The following is a 25,284-nucleotide window of genomic DNA, read 5'->3' as shown; positions in this document are numbered from 1 at the left end:
CCTCAACCCGTCACGGCCAAACCGGCCAAGCTCTTACTCTCAGGGGGGCGTTGCGGGGCAGGCTGTGCCAAAACGTCAGCCGTCGGCCGCAGCGCCGGCCAAGTGGAGCCGAAGCGAAGTGCCGCCTCGCGTCAAGTCGGGGTAATAACCCTCGTTCCGAATGTGTTCGCGGCGTGTAGGATGTTGAAGGCCAGGATCGACAGCGCCGCCTCTGCCTTTACCGCCCTAAGCCCTCTAGTTAGGAACCTACCGCCACCCGACATTCGCTTTATGGTGCCGAATGGATGCTCGACCGTGCATCGCCTGATCGTCATCAGGCTGGGATCGGCATGGATTCGGGCCTCCATGCGATCGAGGGCGCCTTGATCGACAAGCCGATGAATCGTGCGCTGGGCTCCCGGCGTGCATCTCGGCTTCAACGCGCAGGTCGTGCAGGCCGACGTGCGGTAGCGGATCGCCCGATTACGAGTATGGATTCCAGACGGGCGCAGTGTTTGCCCGGCGGGGCAACGGATCGTGTCGCTGTCCTCGTCGTAGAGGAACTGGACCGGTCGAAAATGTTCGGAATTCATCGCGCCGCGCTTGATCGGCGCAGCGACCTTGATGTTCTCGCGTTCGCAACGGGCGACTTCTTCGGCGTTCGAATAGCCGCCGTCGGTCAACACCTGGAGCTGATCTACCTCCAGCACGGCCTTAGCCGCGACTGACATCGGATGAAGAAGGTGGCTGTCGTTCGCGTCATTGTAGACGTCATGGTGGACGATCAGCCCACTCGCAACGTCGACGACGCTTTGCAGATTGTAGGAGGGAAGCTTCGGCGCGTGGGCATATCCCATCGGTTTGGCCTCCGGCTCGCCAAACACGAGCACCTTCTCGTCCCGTCGATCGAGTTCCTGCTGTCGCCTAACCAGCCGGTCCTTCCGACGCTGCAGGGAGGCAATGGCGGACTTGAAGCCTTCGCGGTGCAGTGGTTGATCATCAAAGCCCTGCGCGACGGTCTCGTCGATGATATCCAAGCGGTCGAGATAATAGGCGATCTCTTTTCCGGTATGCGCGATGTCGCGCGCGAGCCGCTCTGCGCCGGCGATGTTCTTTGGACTGGCGGCGGCTCGCATCTTGGTACCGTCGAGTGCGACCGACCGGCCGCCCACCAAATTCTGTTCGCGACAGAACAGCACGAACGCGGCGCTGGCGGCGACGATCGCGTTGGGATAGTCGTGCCGGAAGGCGGCAATGGTCCGATAATCCGGCGCGAGTTGGCGCATCAGCCACATCGCTTCAAGGTCGCGCTTGCAGGAGCGCTCCAGATGTCGCGATGACCGGACCTGATTGAGGTAGCCCCAGATATACAGCCGGAGCATGTCGCCGGGATGGTAGCCTGGTCGTCCGGTCGAGGCCGCAATGGCCCGTGTGAAGCCAAGCTCAATCAGATCCAGGCTGTCGACGAAAGCATCGACGACGCGGACGAGCGTGTCAGGCCCAACATAGTCATTAACACAAGGGGGAAGCAGATTGGCCTGATCTCGCGCTATTCCTTCAATGAAGCTCATAGACACCTCGGCGAAGTAGATCAGGAGAGTCTGATTCTACACTTGTTTGCTCACGGGGAAAGGCTTTGTGCTGAGTCTCGAATACCTACGCAGAGACGGGATCGCGGCACCTCGCTGACCCTCCAACTTCCGAGAAGGGTGGGCTCCTGCCCGTCCGCTTTTGGGCTTCAAAGTTGGGAAAGCGGCCGTCCAGGCGATGCTGGACTTCGTGGCAACGGGCCCACACAACTCATACAGAAACTCAAGGTAGGCACCTTGAATACTACATTAAGACGAGCTCTGGCGCACATGGCAGCTCAGACGAATTGCGCCAATCCCAGAATAGTGCCAGTCTTGATATATGAACGTGACGCGACGACAACACTATGTTTGGCGTTATTACCTAGAGGGATGGGCTGGTACCAGCTCCGTTGCAGTCGTACGTAAGGATGGCTGCGCGGCGACAAACAAGGTGAGGCCCAGCGTCAATCAGGATGAGACTCGGCGGCAACACGCCTCTACCTCGGTCATTCCAGCGGCCGCCTTCTGTCAAAAGTAGACAAAGTAGGAGCCGACGCCCATGGTGCAGTGTAGAAGGCGCATTTGTTCTCCTCATAGGTCGCACGACGAAGAAGCTGTCGGAATCCCTCTCGCGAGGCGAAGGAAAGCGAGTTGAGCGCGCTTCGCGATGCCGCAGTCGGTATTACTACCAATCACAGCTCTCGGGTGACCGACATAAAGGCCACGTCTTGTCCTCACTCTGCTGCTTCATATGTTGCGGCTCTGTTGTTTGATCCAATCGCGAATGCCAGGAATCGTGTAGGCGATGCGCCAGGTGTTCATATGGTCGGAGCCGGGGTTTCCCGCCTGCTCCTCGGGCACCACTGTGCCGAGCCGCAACACCGTATAGTTGACCGGAGCGCCCTTAGCCTGTTGCTCCGCCACAAGGGCTGCGAATTGCTCCGGCGTCGAGGTGCCGTCCCAGGTCGTGCGCGAGACCTCTGTCCCTTCCTCCTCGATCACTTCCATGATGGCGTTCTGGCCGGGGAAGGCCCCCGGATCTCCCTCAGAGACCATGACCCAGAGCTTCTGCTGCGCGAGTGGGGCCACAACCGCCGGACCCCATTGGCAGGCCACAAGGAAGGCCGCTGCAAAAAGATCAGGCTCCTTTACCATCATTGCGATCGACATCATCCCGCCTCCAGACTGGCCCGTCGTGTAGAGGCGCGAGCGGTCAGCATTATACGCTTCGGCGATGTGATCAAGGAGGTGCAGCGTCGTTTCCATCATGGATGTGGTCTGCGACTCGTCGTTGACGATCTGATTGCGGTATTGCGGCGCAAGCACGATGATGGGCTGCCTGGCTTGGTCTTCGGGTGACGCCCAGGATACGGCCCCAAGGCCTTGTACCAATGTAGTGTCGACCACCGTGCTGGTGGCGCCCGCATCGTGCATAAATAGCACAAGCGGGAGCGGGACTGATGGGTCGCGATCGCGAGGTACGAAAAGGTTATATGCCAGGGTGTCGCCGGTTTCGGCGTCCTGGAACTCAGCCTGGACGAAATCGTCGACTATGAGGTTGCGCGTGGCGGTGGTCGGAAGCGACAGGGGCTCGGAACCAAAGCCGGGCGGGCCGCCCTGAGGTTGGCCATTGTCCTGCCCCGGCGAAACCGCGAGTACGTCGCCAGACTCAAACCGAGGTTCGGGCACGTCGGTGAGCGTTATAGTCAAGGTCGCCGCAACCGGCCGGCGTATAATGCCGCCTCTGGCCTGCGCTGCATAGAGGCGTGCGGCTTTGTCTTCCGGCGAGAGCTCGATGATGACGAAACGGCTGGGCGCAACCTGACCTGCACCCTCGGCATCAAGGTCAGCGCTGCTGTTGGCGTAGATGCGAGTGATTGTGCGGTCATCGACGGCAAACAGCGCCGGATCAAGCGCGGCGGCTTCAACCGGGCGGTCATACTCGATAGCCACCGCCGTGAGGCGCTGGCCGTCACCATAGACTTCCGTGATCGCGGTAGCGCCCAGGATGTAGGCAGGATCGGATTGAACGACCTCCTTCGGTGAGTTCTGGGACCAGGCGCCACGCGGCAGAGGAAGGATTGCTGCTGCAGTTATCGACAACCCCGCAAGGACAAAGGAACGTCGTCTGATCATAGGTCCTCTCGCTGGCTGTGCATTTCTTACCTGACGCTCAACGGACGGATCTGTTCCTTCCTGTAGTGCTGTTAGATGCAATGATGCGCTCACGGTCACGCTATTCCTCTGCCATAGGCATTGAACGGATCGCGATAAATCGTATGGACATGCATCGTCAGATCGCCACCCGGCTCCTGCGGGGAAAACTCGACAAAAAGGCGAGGGCCCTGGATTCGGAAATAGGAAGCACCGTTACGGTTCGGTTCACGTGTCGTCGGACCACTCCAGGCAAAGTACATGTCTTCCAGACCATTCCGGATCTCCGCCAGACGGGGTGCGGCATGAACGTCGTTGAGGATGCCAACCCACTCCAGGATCAGATCATAAAGCAACCCGCGTTGGCTTTGATCCAGAACTGACACTTTCACTCCGACGGGCGGCACCGTCTCGTCATCATGTCCCGGCCCAAGTACCAATAAAGACACGGGATGGTCGATAATGGCCTGCTTGCGTTGCGCATCGTCAAGCGAGTCGAGCAAGGCAAATGCCTTGTCGTTTTCGGCGGCGAGGGCACGGATTCTTTTCCCGTCTTCCGTGTAGATGGCGGGCAGGCAGCCGGTTAGGACGGGCGCCAGGACTGCCTTGTCGCCGGACAGCGTGACATTGAGCGCCAAGTGATGCCCGCCGAACTGAATCATCCATGGGGTATCGATGTTCGGAGTTCCAAAAATGGCGAGCGTGTAGGCCGCGCGACCCGAGGCGTATGGCGTAGCCGTGTCCGCCAATACCTGGTCGGAACCCATGATTTCGAGCATCTTGCGATAGCCCCTGTCACTCAACAACACGCTTAGCATAGCCATGGTGGAAGACCGCTGCGCGTCATTCAGGCTGCCGAGGCGCAGGCCGGGACGCGCCACGTCGCTTACCGGGAAGTTCGACCACATGGACTTCCCGTATTGTTCGCCGATCATGTCGACGTCGCCGCGCATGCCGCCCTTGAAATGGGCCATGATTGCCTTCGGCTGCCGCGTGAATGGAAACTGTAGCTCCTGGCGCTGATCGTCGCTCAATAAGTCCAGAAGGGCCAAGGCGGCAGCGGCTATCGCCTTCGTCTGCTCGGCTCCCGCATTTTGCGCAGGGGCCGCAAAGCCAGGTATTGTGAAGGGGACCAGGGCGCACATGGCGACAGAACCGTTCAACGTAAGAAACATGCGCCTGTTCATTCGGGAACTCCCGTTTTGAAGCGGCTGACTTCCAGGCCCTGTCCGACCGGCAGCATGATGCTTGTCATGCCGGGCTTCGCGCGGATCGCCCGCACATAGTCCATCACGTCAGCTCGGTCCGTGCGGATATTGTCGGCGACAATGATCGCGCCGGCGTTGAGCTTCGGGTAGAACGCTTCGAGGCAGGGCACGTAAAGGTCTTTCCAGAGGTCGACCAGGACGAAGTCGATGCCATCCGGCAATTCGCGGATCATCTGGACCGCATCGCCGACCTTGAAATCGATATGGTCCGAAAGTCCCGCCTTTTGTGCCATGTCACGGGCAAACGCGGATTTATGTTGATAGAGTTCCATGGTGATGAGACGACCGCCCGTTGCGCGGGCCGCCTCTGCAAGCCATATTCCGGAATAGCCGAACGAGGTGCCGAGCTCGAGAATAGTGGGCGCCTTCAGGCTTCGCGCCAGAATATTGAGGAGCTGTCCCGTCTGCGGTCCGACGGCCAGCAAACGATGGTCGTTCCCGCGATCTGCGGCGTCAGGCGCCGGCTCGCGCGGCCTTGACCGCTCCTCCTTGATCATCTCATGATAGGTGTCGAGCACCGCTGAAACTGTCTGGTCCATCACATAGGCTCCTTTAGGGTCGAAGACGCCGGGGCAACGCTCCAGCCTTTGGTCATCCGGTCGAGTGTAGCGTCCCGCCAGACCACGCTGTGCAGCAAAACCATGCCGACGTGGCCAACGGTGAGTACCAGCGAGGTCCACCCCAGCACGCCGTGCGCAACGTTGGCGGGCGTGGTCAGCAAGAGATTGGGTTCCCCTCCCGGCGCTATCAGTTCGAGGCCGTAGACCCGCATCCCACGCCCGTTGCCAATGGCGCGCAAGATCGCGAGCAGTGGGACAATGATCATCAAGGAATACAACGCCAGGTGCCCCATGGAAGCGGCGCGCTCGAGCGGCGAGCCACTATGCGTGGGACGACGACGCCAGTTAGCCAGCGCCCATGCGCCGCGCACGAGGCTGAGCAAATAGAGCGTGAAACCGACCGACGCATGGGTGGCCCAGAAGAAGGCTTTCACTGCTGTGTCATCCGCGAAGAAATGAAGCAGCGCCGATGTAAACTGCCAGGCAAACAGCAGCGCCATGAGCCAATGCAGGGCACGGGAAATCAGGCTATAACCCGCCTGGGTGTCGCAGATGACACCGCCTTTCTCATGGATAGTGGCCGTTTGGTGCATGATCAAGAACTCCCGCCAGGTTGCGGTTTGATAATATTGGTACTTCGCTGTACCGATATTTTATATTGAGTTCCTATGTCAAGTTTGGCAGACATTACAAATGGGAAAGGTAAGGGCGGGATGCGCGTGCAATGCGCCGCGGATACGCTCCGAAGAGCGGCACCGTACCGCCCCTTGCAGAAGCCCCTGAGGCCTCGCACACAGATCACTCTGGAGCGTTACTGGGCCGGTGTCTCAGATCAAGGCGCGGTTCCGCGCAGATAGATTTCAAGACGCTTCTTGATGTGTTCCGTACGGCGCGCACGGTCTATGCGATTTTGAAGACGCCGGCGCGGCAGCAATGCGCCGAACACGATATCCATGAGCATTCCGGCATTTACAAGCGGGTCCTCGACAGTGATCCGGCCACGGAGACGCTCATTCTCCAGCCACTCGATCAAATCTTCGCGGGACCGGATTATTTGATGTTTGTAGAGATAATCCGAAAGCTCCGGAAACTGGCTCGACTCTCGCGTGATGAGCTGCAGGATGGCTTCACGCTCTTTCTCAGCGTCGTCGTCGATGTCCAGCCGGAAGATCCGAACGAGGGTCTCCATGAGAGAAAGGTCTTCCCCGGCCGGCCGTGGGAGATCAAGGATCATGTGGCGGTTGTCTTTCACCACCGCAGCAAACAACTCCGTCTGGTTCTTGAAGAACTGATAGATCGCGCGTTTGGAGACCTTGGCCCGCGCGGCGACCGCCGCAGTGGTCGTTCGCCCGAACCCCAACTCAATGAATGTCTCATGGGCTGCTTTGACGATCGCGCGGCGACGCATCTCGTCACTGAGCACCTTGGGGCGCCCGCGCCGCAGCGGCGGCGCGTTCTTCTTTGTTACGGAAGTTTCATTTGACATGGCAAGTCATCCAATATTATCGGTACTATATAGTACCTAAAATTCCAATCCTAAATTTACAAACTCATTAACGGAGACGGCCATGCGCCGCGACTTCATTCCTGATGCCGAGCGGTCTGCCAGCATCCGCGACCCACGTATCTCAGGCATGCTGCAACGAACGGCTCTTCTTGTCCGCATCGGGCAACGGGCCGGCAAAGCACGGGGCGCACATGCTTAGAATAGTCAGACCTCTTGCCCTGCTGGCGGGGCTGCTATCGCTGGTCGCCTGCAACGACTCGCGAACGCCTTCCACTGCGCCGGGCGGGGCAGGGCCTGTGCCGGTCGGAGTGATCACAATCAGCAGCCAGTCCGTCCCCTTTGAACTCACCCTGCCCGGTCGGGTTGTCGCGTCTGCAACGGCGGAGATACGGCCGCAGGTCAACGGCATCGTCCGTCGCATCGCCTTTCAGGAAGGCAAGAAAATCGCGACAGGCGATGTCCTTTATGAACTTGACAATACCAAATTCAAGGCCGCCGTCGCGGCCGCAAGTGCTGCCTTGGACAAGACGCAGGCCGTGGCCGTGGCGGCGCAAGCGACCTTCGGTCGTGTCAATACCCTGGCGAAATCCAACGCCGTTAGTGCCCAGGCGCTCGACGACGCGCGGTCCACACTGCTGCAGGCACAGGCCGACGTCGAAGTGGCCAGGGCGGATCTCGATACCGCCAACATCAACCTCGACGATGCTACCCTCACGGCTCCTCTCGATGGGGAGATCGGTGTTTCCGCGGTCAGCATCGGGGCGCTTGTTACCGAAAACCAGACGGAACCGCTTGTAACGATCCGCCAGATCGACCCGGTCTACGTTGACCTGGTGGACTCGAGCGTCAACCTGCTTCGTGTTCGCGATGAAATCGAGGCAGGGCGGCTTGGTCGGGAGCAAGCACCGAGGCCGGTCACGCTCACGCTCGAGAACGGCAAACAATACAACACAACAGGCACCATCGCGGTGGTCGACAGAGTGGTTAGCCAGACGGCCGGCACATTCCGGGTGCGCGCTACATTCCGCAATCCGGATCAGGTACTGGTTCCAGGCATGTTTGTCAGAACACAACTGTCCCTCGGTGAGATCCCCGACGCGTATCTCGTACCGCAGCGCGCTGTGATGCGCGGGACCAACGGGGAAGCAACGGTCTATGTCGCCTCCACCGGGGGCAAGGCTGAACTGCGGACGGTGACCACGAATGGCACCACCGGCAACAATTGGATCGTCGTCGGCGGACTGAAGGATGGAGACCGCATCGTGGTCGACGGCTTCCAGAAAATTTCGGACGGGACCGCGATCGAAGCGGTCGACGCGTCGGTCGATGAGAATGGCCTTGTGCGGCAGACCTTGGGATCTGCTGCAGCAACAACTCAGGAGGCTCCTCAGTGACGCTTGCAGCCCCTCGCAACGCCATCGCCAGTTTTTTCATTGCACGCCCGGTCTTTGCAATCGTCCTCGCCCTTGCCACGGTGCTTGCGGGGTTGATGTCCATCTCGACGTTACCGATTTCGCAGTATCCGGAAATTGCCCCGGTTACCGTCAGGGTGTCTGCGACCTATACGGGCGCCACCGCCGAAGCCGTCGAGAACTCGGTCACTCGTAAGATCGAAAGCGCGATGACGGGCCTGGATGGCCTGCTTTACATGAGCTCCACATCAAATACAGGCTCTTCATCGGTTGCCTTGACGTTCGCGAACGGCACGGATCCTGAACTGGCTCAGGTTCAGGTACAGAACCGCTTGTCCACCGTAACCTCGCAGCTCCCCGAGGCGGTTCAAAGCCAGGGCGTGAGGGTCAACCGCGCGCCATTGGGCATTCTCATGATCGGCAACATCATTTCGCGCGACGGGCGCTACACGATGAATCAGCTGTCCGATATCATGTCGAGCCAGATTGAGGAGCGCATCGAGCGCATAGAAGGCGTGGGAGCCGTCCAGGCTTTTGGTTCCGGCTATGCGATGCGTATCTGGCTGGATCCCGCTGCCCTGCAACAATACCAATTGGTGCCTAGTGATGTCGTTGCCGCCGTAAGCGCCCAAAACATTCAGGTTGCCGCCGGATACATCGGTGGCAGCCCCACCGTTCAGGGCCAGCAGATCAAGGCGACTATCATCGCCAGGACGCAAATGACGTCGGCCGAGCAATTTGAGCGGATCATCCTGAAAACCGCAGAAGACGGCTCGGTGGTTCGCGTCGCCGACGTGGGCCGGGTCGAACTGGGTCTCGAAAGCTATGGGCAGAGCGCAAGCTTCAACGGCATGCCCGCGGCGGGTTTTGGCGTTCAGCTGGCGTCGGGCGCCAACGCGGTAACGACAGCGGAGCTGGTTCACGCCGAGCTCGACAGCCTGGCGAACTCGCTCCCCGCAGGTGTCGAGGTGGCGTATTCCTATGAAACCACGCCATTTGTCGTGCTTTCGATCGAGAAGGTGATCCATACGCTTATTGAAGCGATCGTCCTCGTATTTCTTGTCCTGTTGCTATTCCTGCAAAACTTCCGCGCAACCCTCATTCCCATGATCGCGGTTCCGGTCGTCTTGCTGGGGACGTTCGGCGTCCTCGCGGCGCTCGGCTATTCGATCAACATGTTGACCATGTTCGCAATGGTGCTGGCGATCGGGCTGCTCGTCGATGATGCGATCGTCGTCGTGGAGAACGTGGAACGCATTATGCGCGACGAAAATGTCACCGCCCGCGAAGCCACCGAAAGATCGATGGGAGAGATCACCAATGCCCTGATAGGCATTGCCCTGGTCCTGACGGCGGTCTTCATCCCAATGGCGTTCTTTTCGGGATCGGTCGGCGTCATATACCGGCAGTTTTCCGTGACGATAGCCAGCGCCATGATCCTCTCGGTGCTTGCCGCAGTGGTTCTGACGCCTGCGCTCTGTGCGATCATGCTCAAGCCGTCGCATGGCGGTCCCCTGTCCCGTTGGCTGGGCTGGTTTGACCGTGGGTTCAACCGCACCACCAACGGTTACATAGCTGTCGTGGGAAAACTGGTGACGCGGCCACTCACCGTATTCGTTGCCTTTGCCGCCATCGTAATCGGAGCCTACGTTCTATATCAGCAGCTGCCGACCTCGTTCGTCCCAGAGGAGGACCAAGGCGTGCTGATGACACAGATTACACTGCCGGCGGGGGCCAACGCCGTACGCACCCAGGCGGTCGTTGACCTGGTCAAAGACTATTACCTCCAAGACGAGAAGGATGGAGTCCAAAGCGTCTTCATGAGCCTCGGATTTGGCTTTGGCACCAGTGGGGAAAACACCGCTACCGGGTTTGTGAGACTCAAGGATTTCGACCAGAGAACTGATGCACGATTGTCGGCTTCCGCCATTGCCAAGCGAGCTACGGCCCATTTCAAGCAGATCCGCGACGCTGATGTCTTTGTGCTTCAGCCGCCTGCGATCCAGGGTATGGGCCAGTCCAGCGGCTTTACGATGTTCCTGCAGGATAGTGCCAATCAGGGCCGTGCCGCGCTCATGGCGGCAAGCAACACGCTTGTGGACCAGGGGGCCACGAATCCCGCAATCACCAATCTGCGCGGCAACACCAAAACGCTCGAACCGCAACTGAAGCTAGAAGTAGACCAGGAAAAGGCCGGTGCGATGGGTGTCGACCCTTCGGCGATCAACAGCTTGGTCAACACCGTGTTTTCAGGCACCAATGTCAACGACTTCGTCTACAACGGGGTCATCAAGCCGGTCTACGTCCAGGCGGACGCGCCGTATCGCATGCAACCGGGGGATATCAACCATTGGTATGCACGCAGCAGCAATGGCGAGATGGTGCCATTTACCGCCTTCGCCTGGTCCTCCTGGATCCAGGGATCGCCGTCACTCGCTCGGTTCAATGGCACCGCAGCTATTGAAATCTCCGGATCGGCGGCGTCGGGCACAAGCTCCGGGGCCGCAATGGACCAAGCCGAGAGCCTTGTTTCGGCACTCCCCGGCGGCTTCACCTCGGCGTGGTCCGGTCTTTCCTACCAGGAGCGTTTGGCAGGCTCGCAGGCCGCGATGTTGTACGCAATATCGGTTCTGGTGGTCTTTCTGTGTCTCGCCGCCCTCTACGAAAGCTGGTCGATCCCGTTGTCGGTCATCTTGGCCGTCCCGGTCGGTGTTCTTGGGGCGTTGCTTGCAGCTTCGGTATTTTCCCAATCGAACGACGTATATTTCAAGGTCGGCCTTCTCACTACCATTGGATTAACGGCCAAGAACGCAATTCTCATTGTGGAGTTTGCCAAAGACCTGATGACGAAGGGGCGTCCGCCCATCGAGGCGGTGCTGCACGCTGCAGCATTGCGGTTGCGACCGATCGTGATGACTTCACTGGCTTTTGTGCTGGGCGTGCTGCCGCTTGCCCGAGCAACGGGAGCGGGATCGGCCGCTCAGAACTCGATTGGTATAGGCGTCATGGGCGGCATGCTGACAGCCACCGTCCTTGGTGTCTTCTTCGTGCCGGTATTTTTCGTAACGATCGCCAAATTGGCTGGTGCTCGCGGGTCATCGGCAGTCACAAGCCTGGAGACAGAAATTGACCGCACTTGAAAATGCCTTCCGTGCAATTTCTGCGGGCCAAACATGGTCTATTATAGTCGCCACCAATGTCACCTGGAACCTGCCGATCCACTTACGGCCTCGACTCTGTGTGCGGATTCCGGGAATTAACCGGACGGTGTTCCGATCAAAAACCGGACGCCATTCCGACATGAAGCCGGACGCGATTCCGATAAATAACCGGACAGTTTAGGCGGTCCACCGATGCCTTTGGGTCAGCAACCTTGGCATGTGTTTCCTCGTGATGAACGAGGAGATGCTGATGCCGGCGAAGAGAAGGCTGACCATGAGACACCTACGACAAATGCTTCGGCTTTGCGCGGACGACGTGAGCGTGCGCGATATTGCCATGATGCTGGGGCTTGCTCGCAGCACGGTGCAGGATAACCTTGAGCGTGCGAGAGCGGCCGGACTGAGCTGGCCCTTGCCCGGAGACCTGACGGACGACGTCATCGAGCGCCGGCTATTCTCCCGACAGGGCGTCAAGCAGGGCCTGCGCCGGCGGGTGGAACCCGATTGGAGCGCGCTGGCGGTCGAGCTGAAGAAGCCGGCCGTGACCCTACAGATCCTTTGGGAGGAATATCGCGCGATTCATCCTGATGGCTACGGCTACAGCCGGTTCTGCGAGCTGTTCCGCAGTTTCGAGCAGCGGCTTTCGCCCACGATGCGCCAGGAACATGTTGCCGGCGACAAGGTGTTCGTCGACTATTCCGGCAAGACGCTGCCGATCGTCGACGGCAAGACCGGCGAGATCCGCGAGGCGGAGATCTTCCTCGGCGTGCTGGGTGCGTCGAGCTACACCTTCGCGGAGGTAACCTGGAGCCAGGCCCTGCCGGACTGGATCGGCTCGCATGTGCGCATGTTCCGCTTCTTCGGCGGCGTCCCGCGGCTCCTCGTTCCCGACAATCTGAAGTCCGGCGTGAACAAGGCCAGCTTCTACGATCCCGAGATCAACCGCACCTACGGCATGATGGCGGCGCATTATGGCGTCGGCGTTCTGCCTGCCCGCCCGAAGCGCCCCAAAGACAAGGCAAAGGTCGAAAGCGGCGTGCGTTTCGCCCAAACCTGCATTCTCGGCCGCTTGCGCAACCAGACCTTCTTCTCGCTGGCCGAGGCCAATGCAGCCATCGTCGGAGCCGTCGAGCGGATCAACACCCATGTCATGCGCCGGCTCGGCCAAAGCCGCCGGGACATGTTCGAGGCGATGGAGTGCACCGCGCTGGCAGCCCTTCCGGCGCAGGATTACGAGTTCGCCGAATGGCGTCTGGCGCGGGTCTCGACGGACTACCATGTCGAGTTCGAGCGTTACTTCTATTCCGTGCCCCACCATCTTATCCGCCAGCAGGTGGATGTCAGGGCCACGAGCCGCACCATCGAGATATTCCTCAAAGGCCAACGGATTGCGGCTCATCAGCGCCGATACGGCGGTTCACGCTTCGGGACCGACCCGGATCACATGCCCAGTTCGCATCGCCGATATGCCGAATGGTCGCCGGAACGCTTCCGACGCTGGGCCGCATCGATCGGGCCGCACACCGAGGGCCTGATCGTCGCGATCCTTGCCAGCCGGCCGCATCCTGAACAGGGGTTCCGAACCTGCCTCGGGGTTCTCGGACTCTACCGCGCCATCAGCGCCGCCCAGGCCGAGGCCGTCTCGGCCCGCGCCGTCGAGATCGGCGGGCTGACCTGCAAAAGCATCGGCGCGCTCATCACAAGCTACAAAACACCCCGCCATTCCGCTGAACCGGCCGCCGTCGGCGAACACGCCAATCTTCGCGGCCCCGGCTACTTTCACTAAGGAGACAATCGACCATGCTGACCAATCCCACCCTCGACACCCTGCGCGACCTCGGCCTTTCCGGCATGGCGTCCGCTTTCCAGGAACTCGATCAGCAGCCGGAGGCCCAAAGCCTCCAGCATGGAGAGTGGCTCACCCTTCTGCTCGAGCGGGAGATGACGACGCGCCGCCAGAAGCGCTTCGAGGCCAGGGCGCGCGCCGCAAAATTGCGCCATGACGCCCAGGTCGAGAACATTGACTTCCGCGCTGCCCGCGGCCTTGACCGCAATCTCTTTCTCAAGCTGTCCGGTTGCGACTGGATCAGGCAGCACCATAGCCTGCTTCTCATCGGGCTGGCCGGCGTCGGGAAGAGTTGGCTGGCCTGTGCTCTCGGGCACAAGGCCTGCCGCGAGGATCTTTCCGTCGCCTACCACCGCGTTCCCCGGCTCTTCGCCGCCCTCGCGCTGGCCCGCGGGGACGGACGATACACCAGGCTGATCAAGTCGCTGGCCAGAACCGATCTGCTCATCCTCGATGACTGGGGGCCGGAGAAGCTCAACGACGAACAGCGCCGTGATCTTCTGGAGATCGTCGAGGACCGATACGAGCGGCGCTCGACCATCATCACCAGCCAGATTCCCGTCGACCACTGGTATGACATGATCGGCAACGCCACCATCGCCGACGCCATTCTCGACCGCCTCGTGCATAATGCCTATCGCATCGAATTATCTGGGGAGAGCCTGCGCAAACAGCGCGCCGTGTCCATGTCCGACACAACCGTCACTTGACCCACCACTGCCTCAACGGCAATCATCAATCAGACCCAAAGGCACCTTGCCGCGTCCGGCTTCTGATCGGAACAGTGTCCGGCATCAAATTGGAATGCCTGTCCGGCTTCGCGTCGGAATACCCGTCCGGCATCATCGGAATACGCACTCTGTGGGCTGTGGGGCCCAACGAATGGCAGGTTTCGGGCGGTGACAAGAGAAACCTGAGCGGCAACAATGAGGTCGTAAGCAGCCAAAAGCCATATGCCATAGAGCGGGTAAAAATCATTCGCTGCGCTCGCACGATTAGTTGGGTTTTAGCACAGCCTGGGGGTCTCCCCGCTGAAAGGGGTGTGCCGGCGACCTTGGCGCCGGCCAGGGGGAAGACCTTCCCCCATCGAGACAGTGTGTTGGCAAAACCGGAAATACGCCGAACCGGAAATCAGGGAATACGTCCGCTCTCGCGCCAGACCGCCTGTCGATCAGGTTGGAAATTTCTCCATCAGGATGAAAGTCGCATCTTGCCGCTGATGAGCATTGATGAGCGGAACCAGCCGGGTGAAATGCTCGGTGGCACAATGGGCATCGAGCGCCGCCCGATCCGGCCATTCCTCGATGAAGATGAAGTGGCCGGGATCTTTCTGATCCACGAACAAATCATAGGCTATGCAGAGTTCTTCTTGCCGGGTTTTCTCGACCAGTTCCCGATAGAGCGGCAGAACAATCTCGACGGCCTCCGGCTTGATGAAGTCCTGGGCGATGACTTTTAACATGTGATGATGATTCTTTCATTGGCGAAGGCCTGTAGGCGGCAACCGCGCCATTTCCTACGATTCTCCATTATTACCGCACACGGTTTTGTTCCTCATCCGCGACAGCCTTGACGATCTCAAGGTCCATTTCAGCAACGGGGGAGATGCGCGCAACCTCGGATGCGACCCTTGCCCAGTGCCAGAACTCTGCACGATTGCCTTCGACCCGGCTGCGCGCAGCAAGACGTTGTGCCATGTAGTAGGCTTTACGCTCATCTTCTTGAATCAGAACGCGAGCATCAGTCTGCATTCGCCGGCGACTGGCGCGTCTTTTCTCAATCCATCTGGAAAATCTGTCTAACATCTACGACATTCGTGGCTGATACTGTTGCGCTCAACAATGCCCGGACTTTCAGGAAAGTCCAGAACGCGGCTTTGGGAGGCGGGGACACCATCCCGTCGCGGCCACGATTCCAAATTCAAGCCTTGAAAAGTCCGGCCACTGGCCGTACATTGTCCGCAGGAGAACGATGATGACCACACCTGCTTTGAACACATCTCGCGGTCGTGTCCGTGGTGAGCGTCTGGAAACGCGTGTCACGGCTGACCAGAAGAGTCTTATAGAACATGCCGCTGCGCTTCAGGGCCGGACGGTGACGGATTTCGTGCTGACCAGCGTGCAGGAAGCCGCGCGCCGGGCTATCGAGGAGCATCAGCGCCTCGATCTGACCGTCCGGGACAGCCAGGCATTCGTGGACGCCCTGATCAACCCGCAGCCGGTCAATGACCGCCTGCGCGATACGGTGCAGCGGTATCGCCGGGCCACTGGCGTCTGACGGGTGGGGCGACTTGCTGACGAATCGTTGCGGGTCGAGGTACTCGGCCCGCAGCATGATCGGGCGTCGTTCGAGAGCGGCGTGGAGCCGCTCGATCGATATTTCAGGGCGCAAGCGGGACAGGACGCCCGTAAGAACATGGCGGCGCCGTTTGTGCTTGTGCTGCCGGATGGCGCCATCGCCGGCTATTACACGCTGTCCTCGACGGCGGTGAATGTCGGCGAATGGCCTGCCCAGACCGTCCGAAAGCTCCCGCGCTACCCGCTCATTCCGGCGACACTGCTGGGGCGGCTGGCGGTTGATCGACATCATCAGGGCAATGGCTATGGCCGTTTTCTTCTGGCCGACGCCCTGTTTCGAGCTGTCAGAAGCGAGATCGCATCCTTCGCGGTGATCGTTGACGCCAAGGATGAAAATGCCCGCCGCTTCTATGAGCGGGAGAGTTTTTTGCCGTTCCCCGATCAGCCGATGAAGTTGTTTCGACCAATGACGGATATTGCAGAACTGTTCAAATAATGTGGCTGGGGAACGCAAAGTGGATATGAATTTGGAATGGGCCTCCCGGGGCGACGATAGGGGTGGCCCAGAAAATTGATTAGATTTCGCCGTCTGGCTCCAGTTCCATTAAATGCTTGGCTGATCGATCAAGGCATTCCTCAACCTCACCAACGCTACAGATTGCGTGTGTGGCGGGAAGTCCATGCGTCTCTTGGACCACTACGCGACGAGCTTATCGCATACGTCCAAGAGGCGTTGGATGACGCCCGTCGAAGAATCCGGACTGGTTTCCAGGATGATCTTTCGCCGTTTAATGACCCAGCCCATGATCCGGCCGCGAATTATCCGGCAATGCTCAATCGCATATCGCTCCAAGGCTATCTCGGCGAGACGCTCGGCGCATTAGCAGTCGAGCATTATGGTGCGATCGGATACTCAGACTGGAAAATTCCAGCGCTCTTGTTTCGTTTTCACGATCAAGAGTTTCAACACCTTGATCTTATTAACGAACGTCTCTTCGCCGGGGTCGCCCACGATCCTGACGCTGATGAGGAGAAGCGTCCGGGCCGCACGGGTGACGATGGCTTGGCGTTTCGTATGGACGATAATGGTGTCATTACGGACATCCTGACACTCGAAGCAAAATGTCTGACTGTCAGCAACACCGGTATCATGAAAGATGCGCATGAAAAGCTGGTTGCCGGAGGAAACAGGCCGAGCGGCGTCCGGGAACTAATTAATCTCCTGAAGGAATATGACACGCCGGACGCCAAAGCTTGGCAGCAGGCACTCCTCCAGTTTTATTGGAAAGGCTTTCAAACCGCCACACGCCACGATGGTCTTGCCTATGCCGTAGGTCATTCGCCAAAGCAGCCGGTCGATCGAATTGCATGGCTTCCTCCCGCAGCACCGCATCCTTCCTATACCTTGCAGCGCAATCTTGAGGCGATGGAGTTTCAGTTCGAAAATTTAGACGCCGTTGTCGACATTTTGTATAGGGGGGGCTGAGATGACGAACGCTGCTACGGTCGCCATGGCGCGAGACATTCGCGAAGCCCTCGCGGGGCAGGCGCTGACTCCACGCCAAGCCAAGCTTTATAGTCAGAGGCTTCGGCGGGATATGGGGCGCGAAGGTCTGGCGAGCTTTGCACCTGGTGACGTCACTAGCTACCTTGATGAGGCCATGCTGCTTCTGGAGAGTGGCTGGTTAGAGCGAGGCGTGGATATTGGGTCGCCCTGGCGAGCTTCGGTGAAGCGATCGGCGGAGATCATCGAGTGGTTGTCGCAATCACAGTTGCGTCCGCCCGGTACTCCACTTCATCTGCTGGCTGCAGCTGCCTATCAGTTGGCCGACTATCCGGCGATGGCGCTGGGCCACCTTCGAAGGCTTCCTGAGGGTGAACCGCTCTCGGAACTCCTCAGGCAGTTTGTCCGCGCAGATTTCCCAGCGGCGTTTCAGGCTGTACTCACTTTTTGGAACGACTATCGAACATTACGTGACAATGGCCGTCTCGATCCCGGCGATTTGGAAGTGGCGTCCGTTCAGCACGTTGTCATGTGTATCGGAACGATCTGCGCATTTCTGCGAACTGGAGGGGACGTCCCGGTTGAACGCGCGGTGGTCAAACTTGAAGCGCTTGCTTTAGGGTTTCTGCATAGTCGCGATTCTTACTCTTACCTCCTTGCCAAACTGACCGCCGCGAGCGCGCGACGATTCATAGAAACTTGTCTATGGCCACAGATCGAGCGCTTGCGCGTTGCCTCCAGCGGACCGGCGGGTGATGCTCTTACCCAGTTTGCGCGTTCGGCGTTTGTTAACAGGCGCGCACTGGTTTGGCCGGCGCAGGCGGCGGGTATCGCCAAATTGCAGGATAATACGTCGTTCGTGTTATGCACGCCCACCGGTTCTGGAAAGACCACAGTTGCGACCTTGGGGGCAGTACAGGGCTTGTTCGCCGACGCACCGGACGGAGTCGCAGCTGGGAATCTGGTTCTTTATCTCGTGCCATCACGCGCACTGGCGGCCGAGGTGGAAGGCCGTTTAGCCGAGGATCTTCGCGGAATCGCGGTGGAACCCGTTGTTGTCACAGGTCTGTATGGCGGTGTTGATTGGGGCCCAACCGATGCGTGGATTCAAACTGATCAACCGACAGTCGTTATCTGCACGTTCGAAAAGGCGGATGCGCTGCTGCGCTATCTGGGGGTCCTGTTCCTCGACCGGGTTCGTACCATCATTATCGATGAGGCCCATATGGTGGAGCAGGACGAGACAAGGCTGACCGGGCTGAGTGATGGAACATCACGATCGTTTAGGCTGGAACAACTCGGTTCCCGCCTCTTGCGCGCGCGTGAAGATCATGAGTTTCGAATCGTCGCGCTCTCGGCCGTGGCTGCACGGGCCGCCCCCGCTCTGGCGAGGTGGATATCGAACACGCCCGATGCGGTGCCAACAAGTTCGGCATACCGTAGTACGCGGCAAATGCTTGGCCGGCTCGAAGTCAGTTCCAACGGGCAGTTCGCGATAAGATACAGTTTGATGGACGGACATTCGCTCAAGTTTGACGATGAGCAGCGCGACGACTCGCCCTTTGTGCGCGAACCCTTTCCGTCAGTGCCGGGCGGCTTGGATGCTGAGGCTGGGCCGGAGGTGCGCATGAGGGCGCCAACGCTTTGGGCGGCCCTCAATCTTGCGGCGAAGCGCCCAGACGGTTCGACGCCTGCGGTCTTGATTTCGCTAACACAGAACGTCGACACTTTTGCGGCAACATGCGCCGATCTCATGGATGAATGGCAGGACATCGCGCTGCCTGATTATTGGTCAGTCGATGAAGGAAATCAAATCTGGGCGCGCTGCCTGGCAACCGCGATCGACTACTTCACGGCAGATTCGGTAGAATACCGTCTGTTGGCCCGAGGCATTGTAGTGCATCACGGTAAGATGCCTGGCCTGCTGGCCCGTCGCCTCAAGACGGTCATTGACCGGGGCTATGTGCGGGTCATCATTGCAACGTCGACTCTGTCGGAAGGCGTCAACATCCCGGTCAACTTCCTGCTGATACCGAGCGTCTTCAGGAGCAATACTGAGATGACGTTGCAGGAGTTCAGCAATCTGATCGGCCGCGCGGGACGCCCTGGTGTAGCAACGGAGGGTAGCGCACTCGTGATATTGCCCGAGCGAACCTACGAAAGAAAATATGGGCGAATGGTTCCCAGTTATAGCAGGCAATGGAACGGTTACGAAAGTCTCGTCAATAAGCTGGAGGAGGCGACCGCTGCTCTTGGCGATCTGATCCCTGACGATCATGCTTCCAGTCCGCTTGCTCATTTGCTGCGTGAGTTGGAGCGCGAATGGATGAATTTGACCGGCGGCGGAACCGAAGCTGAATTTTCTGATTGGCTGGAACAAACCATCGTATCTGAACCGGGGGAGGATGCTCCGTCCAGCCATGCTTATCTCGACTCTCTCGACGCTTTTCTCATAGCGGCGATTCAGGAAGTTGAGGAGTTGAGAGGGGTAGATCTTGACGCTGCTCAACTGGAAGCGGAGTTGGCACGAATATGGCGCCGAACCTATGCCTTTGCAGCCTCTCATGGCGAGGCGCGACTAGCTGCCGTTTGGTTAGCGCGCGGCAAAGCCATAAAAACGCAGTATCCCGATTCAGTTCAACGTCGACGACTATATAAGACAAGTCTGACGCCGCGATCCGCGAAATCCTTGATCGAGCGTGCGGTGGCCATTCGTGCCAAGCTAGTGGAGGGCCATGAATACGCAGGTTGGACCTCCGAACAACAACTGGAATTCATCCGTGATGTCCTGTCACTCCTGTCTGAGATTCCGGTGTTCGCGATCGATACCAAGCTTGGCAGGAAGAAGAATTTCGACGATTGGCCCAAACTCCTTCGCTGGTGGTTAGCCAAGTCAACACTTGCGCAGCAGCCTCGGGCCGGCGAGGTCACGAACTGGTATGGGTTTGTGGCGAACAACTTCATTTATCGAGGGACGTGGGGCCTTGGCAGCGTCATCGGCTTACTACTGGACACAACTGACGACGGACAGCCCATACGAGCACTGGAAATCGCCGATTGGCCCCTAAGCGGGTTGCCTTGGATCGCGTTTTGGCTGAAGGAGCTGATAGGTTGGGGTACGCTAGACCCCGTCGCAGCATTTTTGCTTGCACGCGGCGACGCCATCGATCGGCCACAGGCTGAGTTGGAGGCGAAGACCTACTACGAAAGTCGGCCAGATGGCGAGAACGCCAACGATCTTTTGGATCCTCGGATTATCCGCACCTGGGTTGAAGCCAGACTGGTGCCGCGAGCGCCACGTCAGGCAAGTGCAACAATCGCAATCAAGGTAGATTTGGCACGCTCGGCGGCTGATTTTCGGCAGGCGCGATTGGTTGTGTTGCCGCTGGATGAAGGGGCAGCTCTCATCTGGCTCGACCCGGCCGGTTACGAAGTTGCACGAAGCAAAAAGCCGGATAATTGGCCGAACAATCCAAGTCTTTTCCAGTTTGAACTCGATGTGGCGATGTCACAGGTTTTAGCTGATCGCTACCTACCGCACCGATAAAAATCGACAAATTCGGTATGGGGTCAGGTGAAGGCAGCCGACACCCCACGGAAAACCATGTTACGCTCAGGCGATGATGATAAGCTCACATGGTGTACCCGATCGGGGCTTGTCTACATACGTGCGCAGACAGCGTAATCGCCTGAGCACGACTCTCACAAATCCATTGCTGTTACCGCTCTGGTGCGCGTCTTGTATCCGCCTTGCGTATTGTATCGACCCTAGCGAGGAAGGCGGCGCTGGATACCTTCCAAAAGATAGGCGATAAGGAGGGGCAAGCCGCGCATTTCAATGCCCATCTTTCGACGTGCATTCACGGCCGCCAGCAAATCCTGCCATTCAGCGAGAAGCTCCGCCTCGTCTTCCTTCGTCAGGATGCTCAGGTCGATGTCATTCCCCAGTCGCTGCCGAAGAAAGTCGAATATATTTCCGTTTTCAATTTTCGATTTTGTTTCGGCAATCGTCAGGTCGTCGTATCGCCCGCAATCCATTGCTGCGTTCAGATAGAACGCCAAAAAAGTAAGAGACGTAATCCGCATTGCTTTTCCGTTTCAATAGAGTGAATACATGTTCTTCGTTCGTGGAGGGATGGTCTTCGCGCTGTCGCCCTTCTATTTCGTCAACCATTGTCCATAGGCTTCCACGTCGATCATCGGCACGGTTCCGCTGAATTGCAGTTGAGATATCAGCTTGAACAGGAATGCTGTTGCCGGTTTGTTTTCGTTGACGAAGCTGTAGCTCGCGGCCGTTTGGTCGAACGAGAAGTGGCCATGGGACGCGACGCAGCCGATATCGAGCCGACCGTCGCCTATATTGGCTGCCAGAGCCTTCTCAAATGAGGCCCCGAGAGCGGGACTCCATTCGCTTTCAAAGGTCAGGAGGCCGCCCAAAATCGGGATCAAGGGTTTCGCCGGATAGACGCCTTGGGCGTATGGAATTGGGAGGCTCGTGCGATGAAGGCGCCTGACGCTCGCAACCTTTTCCTGCGCGTATGCGACCAAGCTAGCGTCCGCCGTCTGCTTTGCCTCAAAAACGGCATAGACGCTTTCGGCAGGGATGATCGTCTCGTTTTCGTAGGTGAAGATAAACGGCGAATATTGGCGATCGAAAATCACCACATCGATCTGCTGGCTGAAGTTGCCCAAGCTATCGACCACATGCGCCTTCGCAGCCTGATAGCGCTTCGGCAAATATGTCTCCAACATGCTGATCCAGACATTCTCGCTGGCATCGCCCTTCGTCCCTGGATGGTTGAACGACTTCCGGACGATTGCGAGACGCTGCTGAATATCTTCATGCAACGAGGAGAGAAGTTGGGACAAAGACCATTCCGACATCGGTAAACCTCAGTGTGATTCTCGTGCCTGCGATCAGGACAGCGGAAATTTCGGGCCAAACAATTCACGCCATGCGCGCAACGCTTCGCCGTTCCGGCCGCGGCGCGCATGGTCGATTGCAAGAGTTGCGTCGCGCTCCGCCGCACGAAGAAGATCGCACGCCCGCGTCTTGCGCGCGGTGTCCATGCCGTTGCTGATCGGCGGGCCGAGACCGGCAGGGTCGGGCCACTCGTCGAAAATCCGGGCCGCGAGCGTCGCAAAGAACCCCTGGATCTCGCGGTCAAAGCTACCACCCCAGCCGCCATAAAGGCATTGCATTGCCATGACTTCGATGAGGAACGAGGGCTTCACCGGCTTCTCGCCGTGCTTGGGGTTGTTGTTCCAGTATTTCAACATCCGCACGAGACCCTTCCATTCACTGGAATAGGCCTGATGCGCGGCGGTGGCCTCCGCGGCATGGGTTTGAGGGTTGGTCCCGATCCACTTGCCGAGTTCGTTGTCGGGAATCTCGAAATCCTCATCCTTGTCGAAAGCCGGGACGACATCGACGCTGATGACGCGGTAATCGGTATTATCCTCGGCATCGGCCTTCACGCCAAAATCGACGTTGATCGAGCGGTTCTGCTTCTTGGCCTTGTCGCCGTACTTCTCGACCAAGGCATTGTGGAAATCGGTCAGCACCACCGAGGGCGCTTTGGAGCGATAGTGATCTTCCGACGATTTCAGGACGAAAAAGATGTCGATATCCTTCAACGGCTTGGTCTTGGTCCAGCGCGCATAGGATCCGGTCAGGAAGCTCCGGTCGATCTTGAACTTGGTGTCCAGATAATCCCGGACCTCTTTCTGGCGCGCCGAGGCGTTTGCCTGCTCCCGATCATTCAGCTCGAGACGGCTCTTGAATTTGCGAAACGCTTCGTCGATCGTGAGCATCAGGCCCTCCTCAGATAAGATGTGCTGGCGCCGAGGCCGCTGTGCTCAACCGTCGTCCCGAGGCTTTGGCGAACCATGCCCTCCGTCGAACGTCCGCTCGCCTTGCTCCAACCGGCCACGTCGGGACGGCCGGGCTTGCTTTGCAGAAGCAGTCGATACCGCGCCTCGCTCGGAACCAGCCCCGCCTTTCTGATGGCGTATTTGAGCTGCTCGGTGTCCGTCCAGAAACTGCCGTCGCCGCCGGACCAGCCATAGGCGATGTCGATGTCCCAACGGAAAATCAGTGCGTCGGTCTTGGGATTGTAGATTTCCAGCTTTACTGTTTCGAGGTCGCCTGTGTTCAGCCAGGTCTGGACACCGCGCATGTGCAACTCCCAGTCGCCGACGAACTCGGACGGGTCAAGGCCCACAAGACGGATGATATCCTTCAAGCTTTTGAGGATGTTGTCCGCCACATAGGTGACAGAGTGGGTATAGGTATTGACGGCGACGTTGGTCATGAGCCCAGAAACCCTTTCGGATCGAACACAAGGGTCTGTGATTTCGCGGTCGCCGCCTCGTCGGCGCTCGAGACAGCCGCATCGAGGTCGCGCGCCGTGATGCGGGTGCTGCATTTCTTCAGCGCGCCCTGAATCCAGGCAAGATCGTCCGCAAGGCAAGGCAGCGAAACCCGCCAGTCCCCTTTCAGCGGGTCAAAGCCAAGGGCATCTTCGTTGGCGTCGGAGCCCTCGATGGCGTCATCGTCATAGAGGCAATAGATTCGCGTGCGCGGACCATCGCAGGTAACTGTGATGGCGGCATCCTTGGGCGCCTGATCCGCGATAACACTGGCGGCGACACCGGTGACGGCAAGAAGCTCCGTCCGTGCATCACCGGTCTTTCCCAGGGTCAACAGATCAACGATCGCCGTCCAGGTCCGTGAGGCGTCACGCTCGGGCGTGCTCTTGAATGTCCGGCTGGCTACGGTGCTCATGACGCCTTGCCTCCCGACATACGGACCGCCTTGGCGGCGCGCGCCGCGGCAAACAGATCTTCGATAGTCACGCGTTCCGGATTCATGGCCGTTTGGGGGCTGCTTGCCAAAGCGTTGGCCACCATCTTGCGGATGGCGCGTCCGTCGAGCCCGACGCATTCGGCTGCGCAGCGGTCGAAACCCGCGGCTGTCGGCAGCTTTGCGATAGCCGGATAGGTCTTGCCAAGACCAGTCAGACAATCCTTCAGAATAAGCCCGCACGCTTCACGATCGGGCAGCGGCACATGGATGACCAGGTCACAGCGCGAGGTAAAGGCCGCGTCGACCGCCTGGGGAAAGTTGCTGGTGGCAAGGAACAACAGGTTCGGATGCCGCTCGGCCAGCGCATCGAGTTGAACGAGCACCGCATCGGTTGCGCGGTGGATATCGATCGGATTGGCTTCCAGGCTCATTTTCGACCGGTCGGCGGCAAGCGTCTCGACTTCATCGAGAAGCACAATCGTCGGTCCCGCGGCGGCGGCTTCGGCGATCGACTGTGAGAACAGCTCCGATACCGCACGCTGGGTCTTGCCCATCGCCGAACTGGTAAGCGCGTGCGGCTCGACTTCGAGCAGGCGGAACCCGCCGCCCGAAAATGTCTCGGCGGTACGATGCGCCAACCCGCGAGCAAGAGAGGTCTTGCCGGTCCCGGGCGGTCCGACAAGCAGAATGACGCCGTGGAGCGGAATGACACTACGATCGACCTTGCCGCGCATGGTGAAGTTCAGCATCGCCTGCGAGAGGAGCTGGGCCTTCAGGCGCTCGTCCAGGATGATCGAATTCCAGAGCGCTCCGAGCGTGGGATCGGGAAGCCGGCGTGCACGCTGGATGCCCTTGGGTTGGTTGAAATCCTCGTTCTGCACTGCCGTCAGCTTCTGCATCTTGATCGTCCTCGCGTTGCCTGCCTGGTGGGTTGAATGCGAAATGGGAAATGGGAAGAGCCGCGCCCGGGCGGGCGCGGCCGCTGGAATCATCCCTTCGGGGGGAAGGGATCGTTGCCGTAGGAGTTCGCATCCCGGATGCGGCCATCGGGACGGTGGATCACTACCTCGCCACGTTCGCGGATCGCGGTATTGCGCGCCGCCTCGGTAGCCTGCGCTTGGGTGCCGTGGGTCGATCCCACGCGGGACGCCCCTTCTCGACGCGTCGCCCAACCGGAATCGTGGGGAACGACATGGATGCGTTTTGACATTCCGAAT

23 protein-coding genes are annotated in these 25,284 nt (G+C 59.1%); 8 read left to right on the top strand and 15 right to left on the bottom strand.

Translation table 11 applies throughout. The annotated features are described in order from the left end of the window. Positions 1-131: 131 nt before the first annotated feature. The 6 genes from V5G24_RS22070 to V5G24_RS22045 form a co-directional block, all read right to left on the bottom strand. Positions 132-1,550: an IS1182 family transposase gene (locus V5G24_RS22070; RefSeq protein WP_394083228.1), complete on the bottom strand. Its 1,419-nt coding sequence runs from the start codon at positions 1,548-1,550 to the stop codon at positions 132-134. A gap of 747 nt (positions 1,551-2,297) precedes the next feature. Then, the gene (locus V5G24_RS22065; protein ID WP_394083230.1) at positions 2,298-3,686 is read right to left on the bottom strand and encodes a prolyl oligopeptidase family serine peptidase; all 1,389 of its coding nucleotides are present in this window, start codon (positions 3,684-3,686) and stop codon (positions 2,298-2,300) included. A gap of 95 nt (positions 3,687-3,781) precedes the next feature. Beyond that, the gene (locus V5G24_RS22060) at positions 3,782-4,891 is read right to left on the bottom strand and encodes a DUF3500 domain-containing protein (RefSeq protein ID WP_394083232.1); all 1,110 of its coding nucleotides are present in this window, start codon (positions 4,889-4,891) and stop codon (positions 3,782-3,784) included. Next, the gene (locus tag V5G24_RS22055; RefSeq protein WP_394083234.1) at positions 4,888-5,511 is read right to left on the bottom strand and encodes an O-methyltransferase; all 624 of its coding nucleotides are present in this window, start codon (positions 5,509-5,511) and stop codon (positions 4,888-4,890) included. The genes V5G24_RS22060 and V5G24_RS22055 overlap by 4 nt, the downstream gene beginning before the upstream one ends. Beyond that, positions 5,511-6,125, bottom strand: a complete 615-nt coding sequence (locus tag V5G24_RS22050) for a cytochrome b (protein WP_394083236.1) — start codon at positions 6,123-6,125, stop codon at positions 5,511-5,513. Before V5G24_RS22050 ends, V5G24_RS22055 begins: the two co-directional genes overlap by 1 nt. 239 nt (positions 6,126-6,364) lie before the next feature. Next, positions 6,365-7,018, bottom strand: coding sequence for a TetR/AcrR family transcriptional regulator (locus V5G24_RS22045; RefSeq protein WP_394083238.1), 654 nt, complete (start codon positions 7,016-7,018; stop codon positions 6,365-6,367). Between the two features lie 329 nt (positions 7,019-7,347). Between V5G24_RS22045 and V5G24_RS22040 the strand changes: the two genes are divergently transcribed. From V5G24_RS22040 to istB, 4 genes are all read left to right on the top strand, one after another. Further along, positions 7,348-8,433: an efflux RND transporter periplasmic adaptor subunit gene (locus V5G24_RS22040; protein WP_394083240.1), complete on the top strand. Its 1,086-nt coding sequence runs from the start codon at positions 7,348-7,350 to the stop codon at positions 8,431-8,433. Positions 8,434-8,456: 23 nt separating this feature from the next. Continuing rightward, positions 8,457-11,591, top strand: a complete 3,135-nt coding sequence (locus tag V5G24_RS22035; protein ID WP_394083853.1) for an efflux RND transporter permease subunit — start codon at positions 8,457-8,459, stop codon at positions 11,589-11,591. A 295-nt stretch (positions 11,592-11,886) separates the two neighbouring features. Then, a complete protein-coding gene (istA, locus tag V5G24_RS22030; RefSeq protein ID WP_394083855.1) occupies positions 11,887-13,398 on the top strand; it encodes an IS21 family transposase in 1,512 nt (503 codons plus the stop codon). Positions 13,399-13,412: 14 nt separating this feature from the next. Beyond that, entirely contained in the window at positions 13,413-14,168 is a 756-nt protein-coding gene (gene istB, locus V5G24_RS22025; RefSeq protein ID WP_394083242.1) for an IS21-like element helper ATPase IstB, read from the top strand. Positions 14,169-14,629: 461 nt separating this feature from the next. Here the strand turns inward: istB and V5G24_RS22020 are convergent, their stop codons facing one another. Next, the gene (locus tag V5G24_RS22020; protein ID WP_394083244.1) at positions 14,630-14,920 is read right to left on the bottom strand and encodes a putative quinol monooxygenase; all 291 of its coding nucleotides are present in this window, start codon (positions 14,918-14,920) and stop codon (positions 14,630-14,632) included. A gap of 70 nt (positions 14,921-14,990) precedes the next feature. Then, positions 14,991-15,209, bottom strand: coding sequence for a hypothetical protein (locus V5G24_RS22015; RefSeq protein ID WP_394083246.1), 219 nt, complete (start codon positions 15,207-15,209; stop codon positions 14,991-14,993). Positions 15,210-15,432: 223 nt separating this feature from the next. Between V5G24_RS22015 and V5G24_RS22010 the strand changes: the two genes are divergently transcribed. The 4 genes from V5G24_RS22010 to V5G24_RS21995 all read left to right on the top strand — a co-directional run bounded on the left by V5G24_RS22010 (position 15,433) and on the right by V5G24_RS21995 (position 20,806). Continuing rightward, positions 15,433-15,735: a type II toxin-antitoxin system TacA family antitoxin gene (locus V5G24_RS22010; RefSeq protein ID WP_394083857.1), complete on the top strand. Its 303-nt coding sequence runs from the start codon at positions 15,433-15,435 to the stop codon at positions 15,733-15,735. A gap of 81 nt (positions 15,736-15,816) precedes the next feature. Continuing rightward, on the top strand, positions 15,817-16,251 hold the full coding sequence (locus tag V5G24_RS22005; protein WP_394083248.1) for a GNAT family N-acetyltransferase: 435 nt from the start codon (positions 15,817-15,819) through the stop codon (positions 16,249-16,251). Positions 16,252-16,488: 237 nt separating this feature from the next. Beyond that, complete coding sequence (locus V5G24_RS22000; protein ID WP_394083250.1) at positions 16,489-17,241, top strand: hypothetical protein; 753 nt, start codon at positions 16,489-16,491, stop codon at positions 17,239-17,241. Position 17,242: 1 nt separating this feature from the next. Continuing rightward, a complete protein-coding gene (locus tag V5G24_RS21995) occupies positions 17,243-20,806 on the top strand; it encodes a DEAD/DEAH box helicase (protein WP_394083252.1) in 3,564 nt (1,187 codons plus the stop codon). 221 nt (positions 20,807-21,027) lie between these two features. Here the strand turns inward: V5G24_RS21995 and V5G24_RS21990 are convergent, their stop codons facing one another. The 7 genes from V5G24_RS21990 to V5G24_RS21960 all read right to left on the bottom strand — a co-directional run bounded on the left by V5G24_RS21990 (position 21,028) and on the right by V5G24_RS21960 (position 25,277). After that, positions 21,028-21,345, bottom strand: a complete 318-nt coding sequence (locus tag V5G24_RS21990) for a hypothetical protein (RefSeq protein ID WP_394083254.1) — start codon at positions 21,343-21,345, stop codon at positions 21,028-21,030. 72 nt (positions 21,346-21,417) lie between these two features. Then, the gene (gene nucC / locus V5G24_RS21985) at positions 21,418-22,143 is read right to left on the bottom strand and encodes a CBASS effector endonuclease NucC (RefSeq protein WP_394083256.1); all 726 of its coding nucleotides are present in this window, start codon (positions 22,141-22,143) and stop codon (positions 21,418-21,420) included. 33 nt (positions 22,144-22,176) lie between these two features. Beyond that, entirely contained in the window at positions 22,177-23,073 is an 897-nt protein-coding gene (locus V5G24_RS21980) for a CBASS oligonucleotide cyclase (RefSeq protein WP_394083258.1), read from the bottom strand. After that, positions 23,073-23,573 carry an HORMA domain containing protein gene (locus V5G24_RS21975; RefSeq protein ID WP_394083260.1) on the bottom strand — a complete coding sequence of 167 codons (501 nt, stop codon included), beginning with the start codon at positions 23,571-23,573 and terminating at the stop codon, positions 23,073-23,075. The genes V5G24_RS21980 and V5G24_RS21975 overlap by 1 nt, the downstream gene beginning before the upstream one ends. Continuing rightward, positions 23,570-24,046, bottom strand: a complete 477-nt coding sequence (locus tag V5G24_RS21970) for a CBASS system Cap8 protein (protein WP_394083262.1) — start codon at positions 24,044-24,046, stop codon at positions 23,570-23,572. The genes V5G24_RS21975 and V5G24_RS21970 overlap by 4 nt, the downstream gene beginning before the upstream one ends. Continuing rightward, positions 24,043-24,966 carry an AAA family ATPase gene (locus V5G24_RS21965; protein WP_394083264.1) on the bottom strand — a complete coding sequence of 308 codons (924 nt, stop codon included), beginning with the start codon at positions 24,964-24,966 and terminating at the stop codon, positions 24,043-24,045. Before V5G24_RS21965 ends, V5G24_RS21970 begins: the two co-directional genes overlap by 4 nt. Positions 24,967-25,055: 89 nt before the next feature. Then, a complete protein-coding gene (locus V5G24_RS21960) occupies positions 25,056-25,277 on the bottom strand; it encodes a DUF2188 domain-containing protein (RefSeq protein ID WP_113240876.1) in 222 nt (73 codons plus the stop codon). Between the last annotated feature and the right edge of the window lie 7 nt (positions 25,278-25,284).

This window comes from Roseixanthobacter finlandensis (assembly GCF_043195105.2).
GTDB lineage: Bacteria > Pseudomonadota > Alphaproteobacteria > Rhizobiales > Xanthobacteraceae > NCEH01.
This window is presented reverse-complemented; position numbering and strand designations above follow the sequence as displayed.

Coding starts and splice junctions, on each gene's coding strand:
- V5G24_RS22070 (WP_394083228.1), bottom strand. CDS start 1,550: ATGAGCTTCATTGAAGGAATAGCGCGAGATCAGGCCAATCTGCTTCCC.
- V5G24_RS22065 (WP_394083230.1), bottom strand. CDS start 3,686: ATGATCAGACGACGTTCCTTTGTCCTTGCGGGGTTGTCGATAACTGCA.
- V5G24_RS22060 (WP_394083232.1), bottom strand. CDS start 4,891: ATGAACAGGCGCATGTTTCTTACGTTGAACGGTTCTGTCGCCATGTGC.
- V5G24_RS22055 (WP_394083234.1), bottom strand. CDS start 5,511: ATGGACCAGACAGTTTCAGCGGTGCTCGACACCTATCATGAGATGATC.
- V5G24_RS22050 (WP_394083236.1), bottom strand. CDS start 6,125: ATGCACCAAACGGCCACTATCCATGAGAAAGGCGGTGTCATCTGCGAC.
- V5G24_RS22045 (WP_394083238.1), bottom strand. CDS start 7,018: ATGTCAAATGAAACTTCCGTAACAAAGAAGAACGCGCCGCCGCTGCGG.
- istA (WP_394083855.1), top strand. CDS start 11,887: ATGAGACACCTACGACAAATGCTTCGGCTTTGCGCGGACGACGTGAGC.
- istB (WP_394083242.1), top strand. CDS start 13,413: ATGCTGACCAATCCCACCCTCGACACCCTGCGCGACCTCGGCCTTTCC.
- V5G24_RS22020 (WP_394083244.1), bottom strand. CDS start 14,920: ATGTTAAAAGTCATCGCCCAGGACTTCATCAAGCCGGAGGCCGTCGAG.
- V5G24_RS22015 (WP_394083246.1), bottom strand. CDS start 15,209: ATGCAGACTGATGCTCGCGTTCTGATTCAAGAAGATGAGCGTAAAGCC.
- V5G24_RS22010 (WP_394083857.1), top strand. CDS start 15,433: ATGACCACACCTGCTTTGAACACATCTCGCGGTCGTGTCCGTGGTGAG.
- V5G24_RS21995 (WP_394083252.1), top strand. CDS start 17,243: ATGACGAACGCTGCTACGGTCGCCATGGCGCGAGACATTCGCGAAGCC.
- V5G24_RS21990 (WP_394083254.1), bottom strand. CDS start 21,345: ATGCGGATTACGTCTCTTACTTTTTTGGCGTTCTATCTGAACGCAGCA.
- nucC (WP_394083256.1), bottom strand. CDS start 22,143: ATGTCGGAATGGTCTTTGTCCCAACTTCTCTCCTCGTTGCATGAAGAT.
- V5G24_RS21980 (WP_394083258.1), bottom strand. CDS start 23,073: ATGCTCACGATCGACGAAGCGTTTCGCAAATTCAAGAGCCGTCTCGAG.
- V5G24_RS21975 (WP_394083260.1), bottom strand. CDS start 23,573: ATGACCAACGTCGCCGTCAATACCTATACCCACTCTGTCACCTATGTG.
- V5G24_RS21970 (WP_394083262.1), bottom strand. CDS start 24,046: ATGAGCACCGTAGCCAGCCGGACATTCAAGAGCACGCCCGAGCGTGAC.
- V5G24_RS21965 (WP_394083264.1), bottom strand. CDS start 24,966: ATGCAGAAGCTGACGGCAGTGCAGAACGAGGATTTCAACCAACCCAAG.
- V5G24_RS21960 (WP_113240876.1), bottom strand. CDS start 25,277: ATGTCAAAACGCATCCATGTCGTTCCCCACGATTCCGGTTGGGCGACG.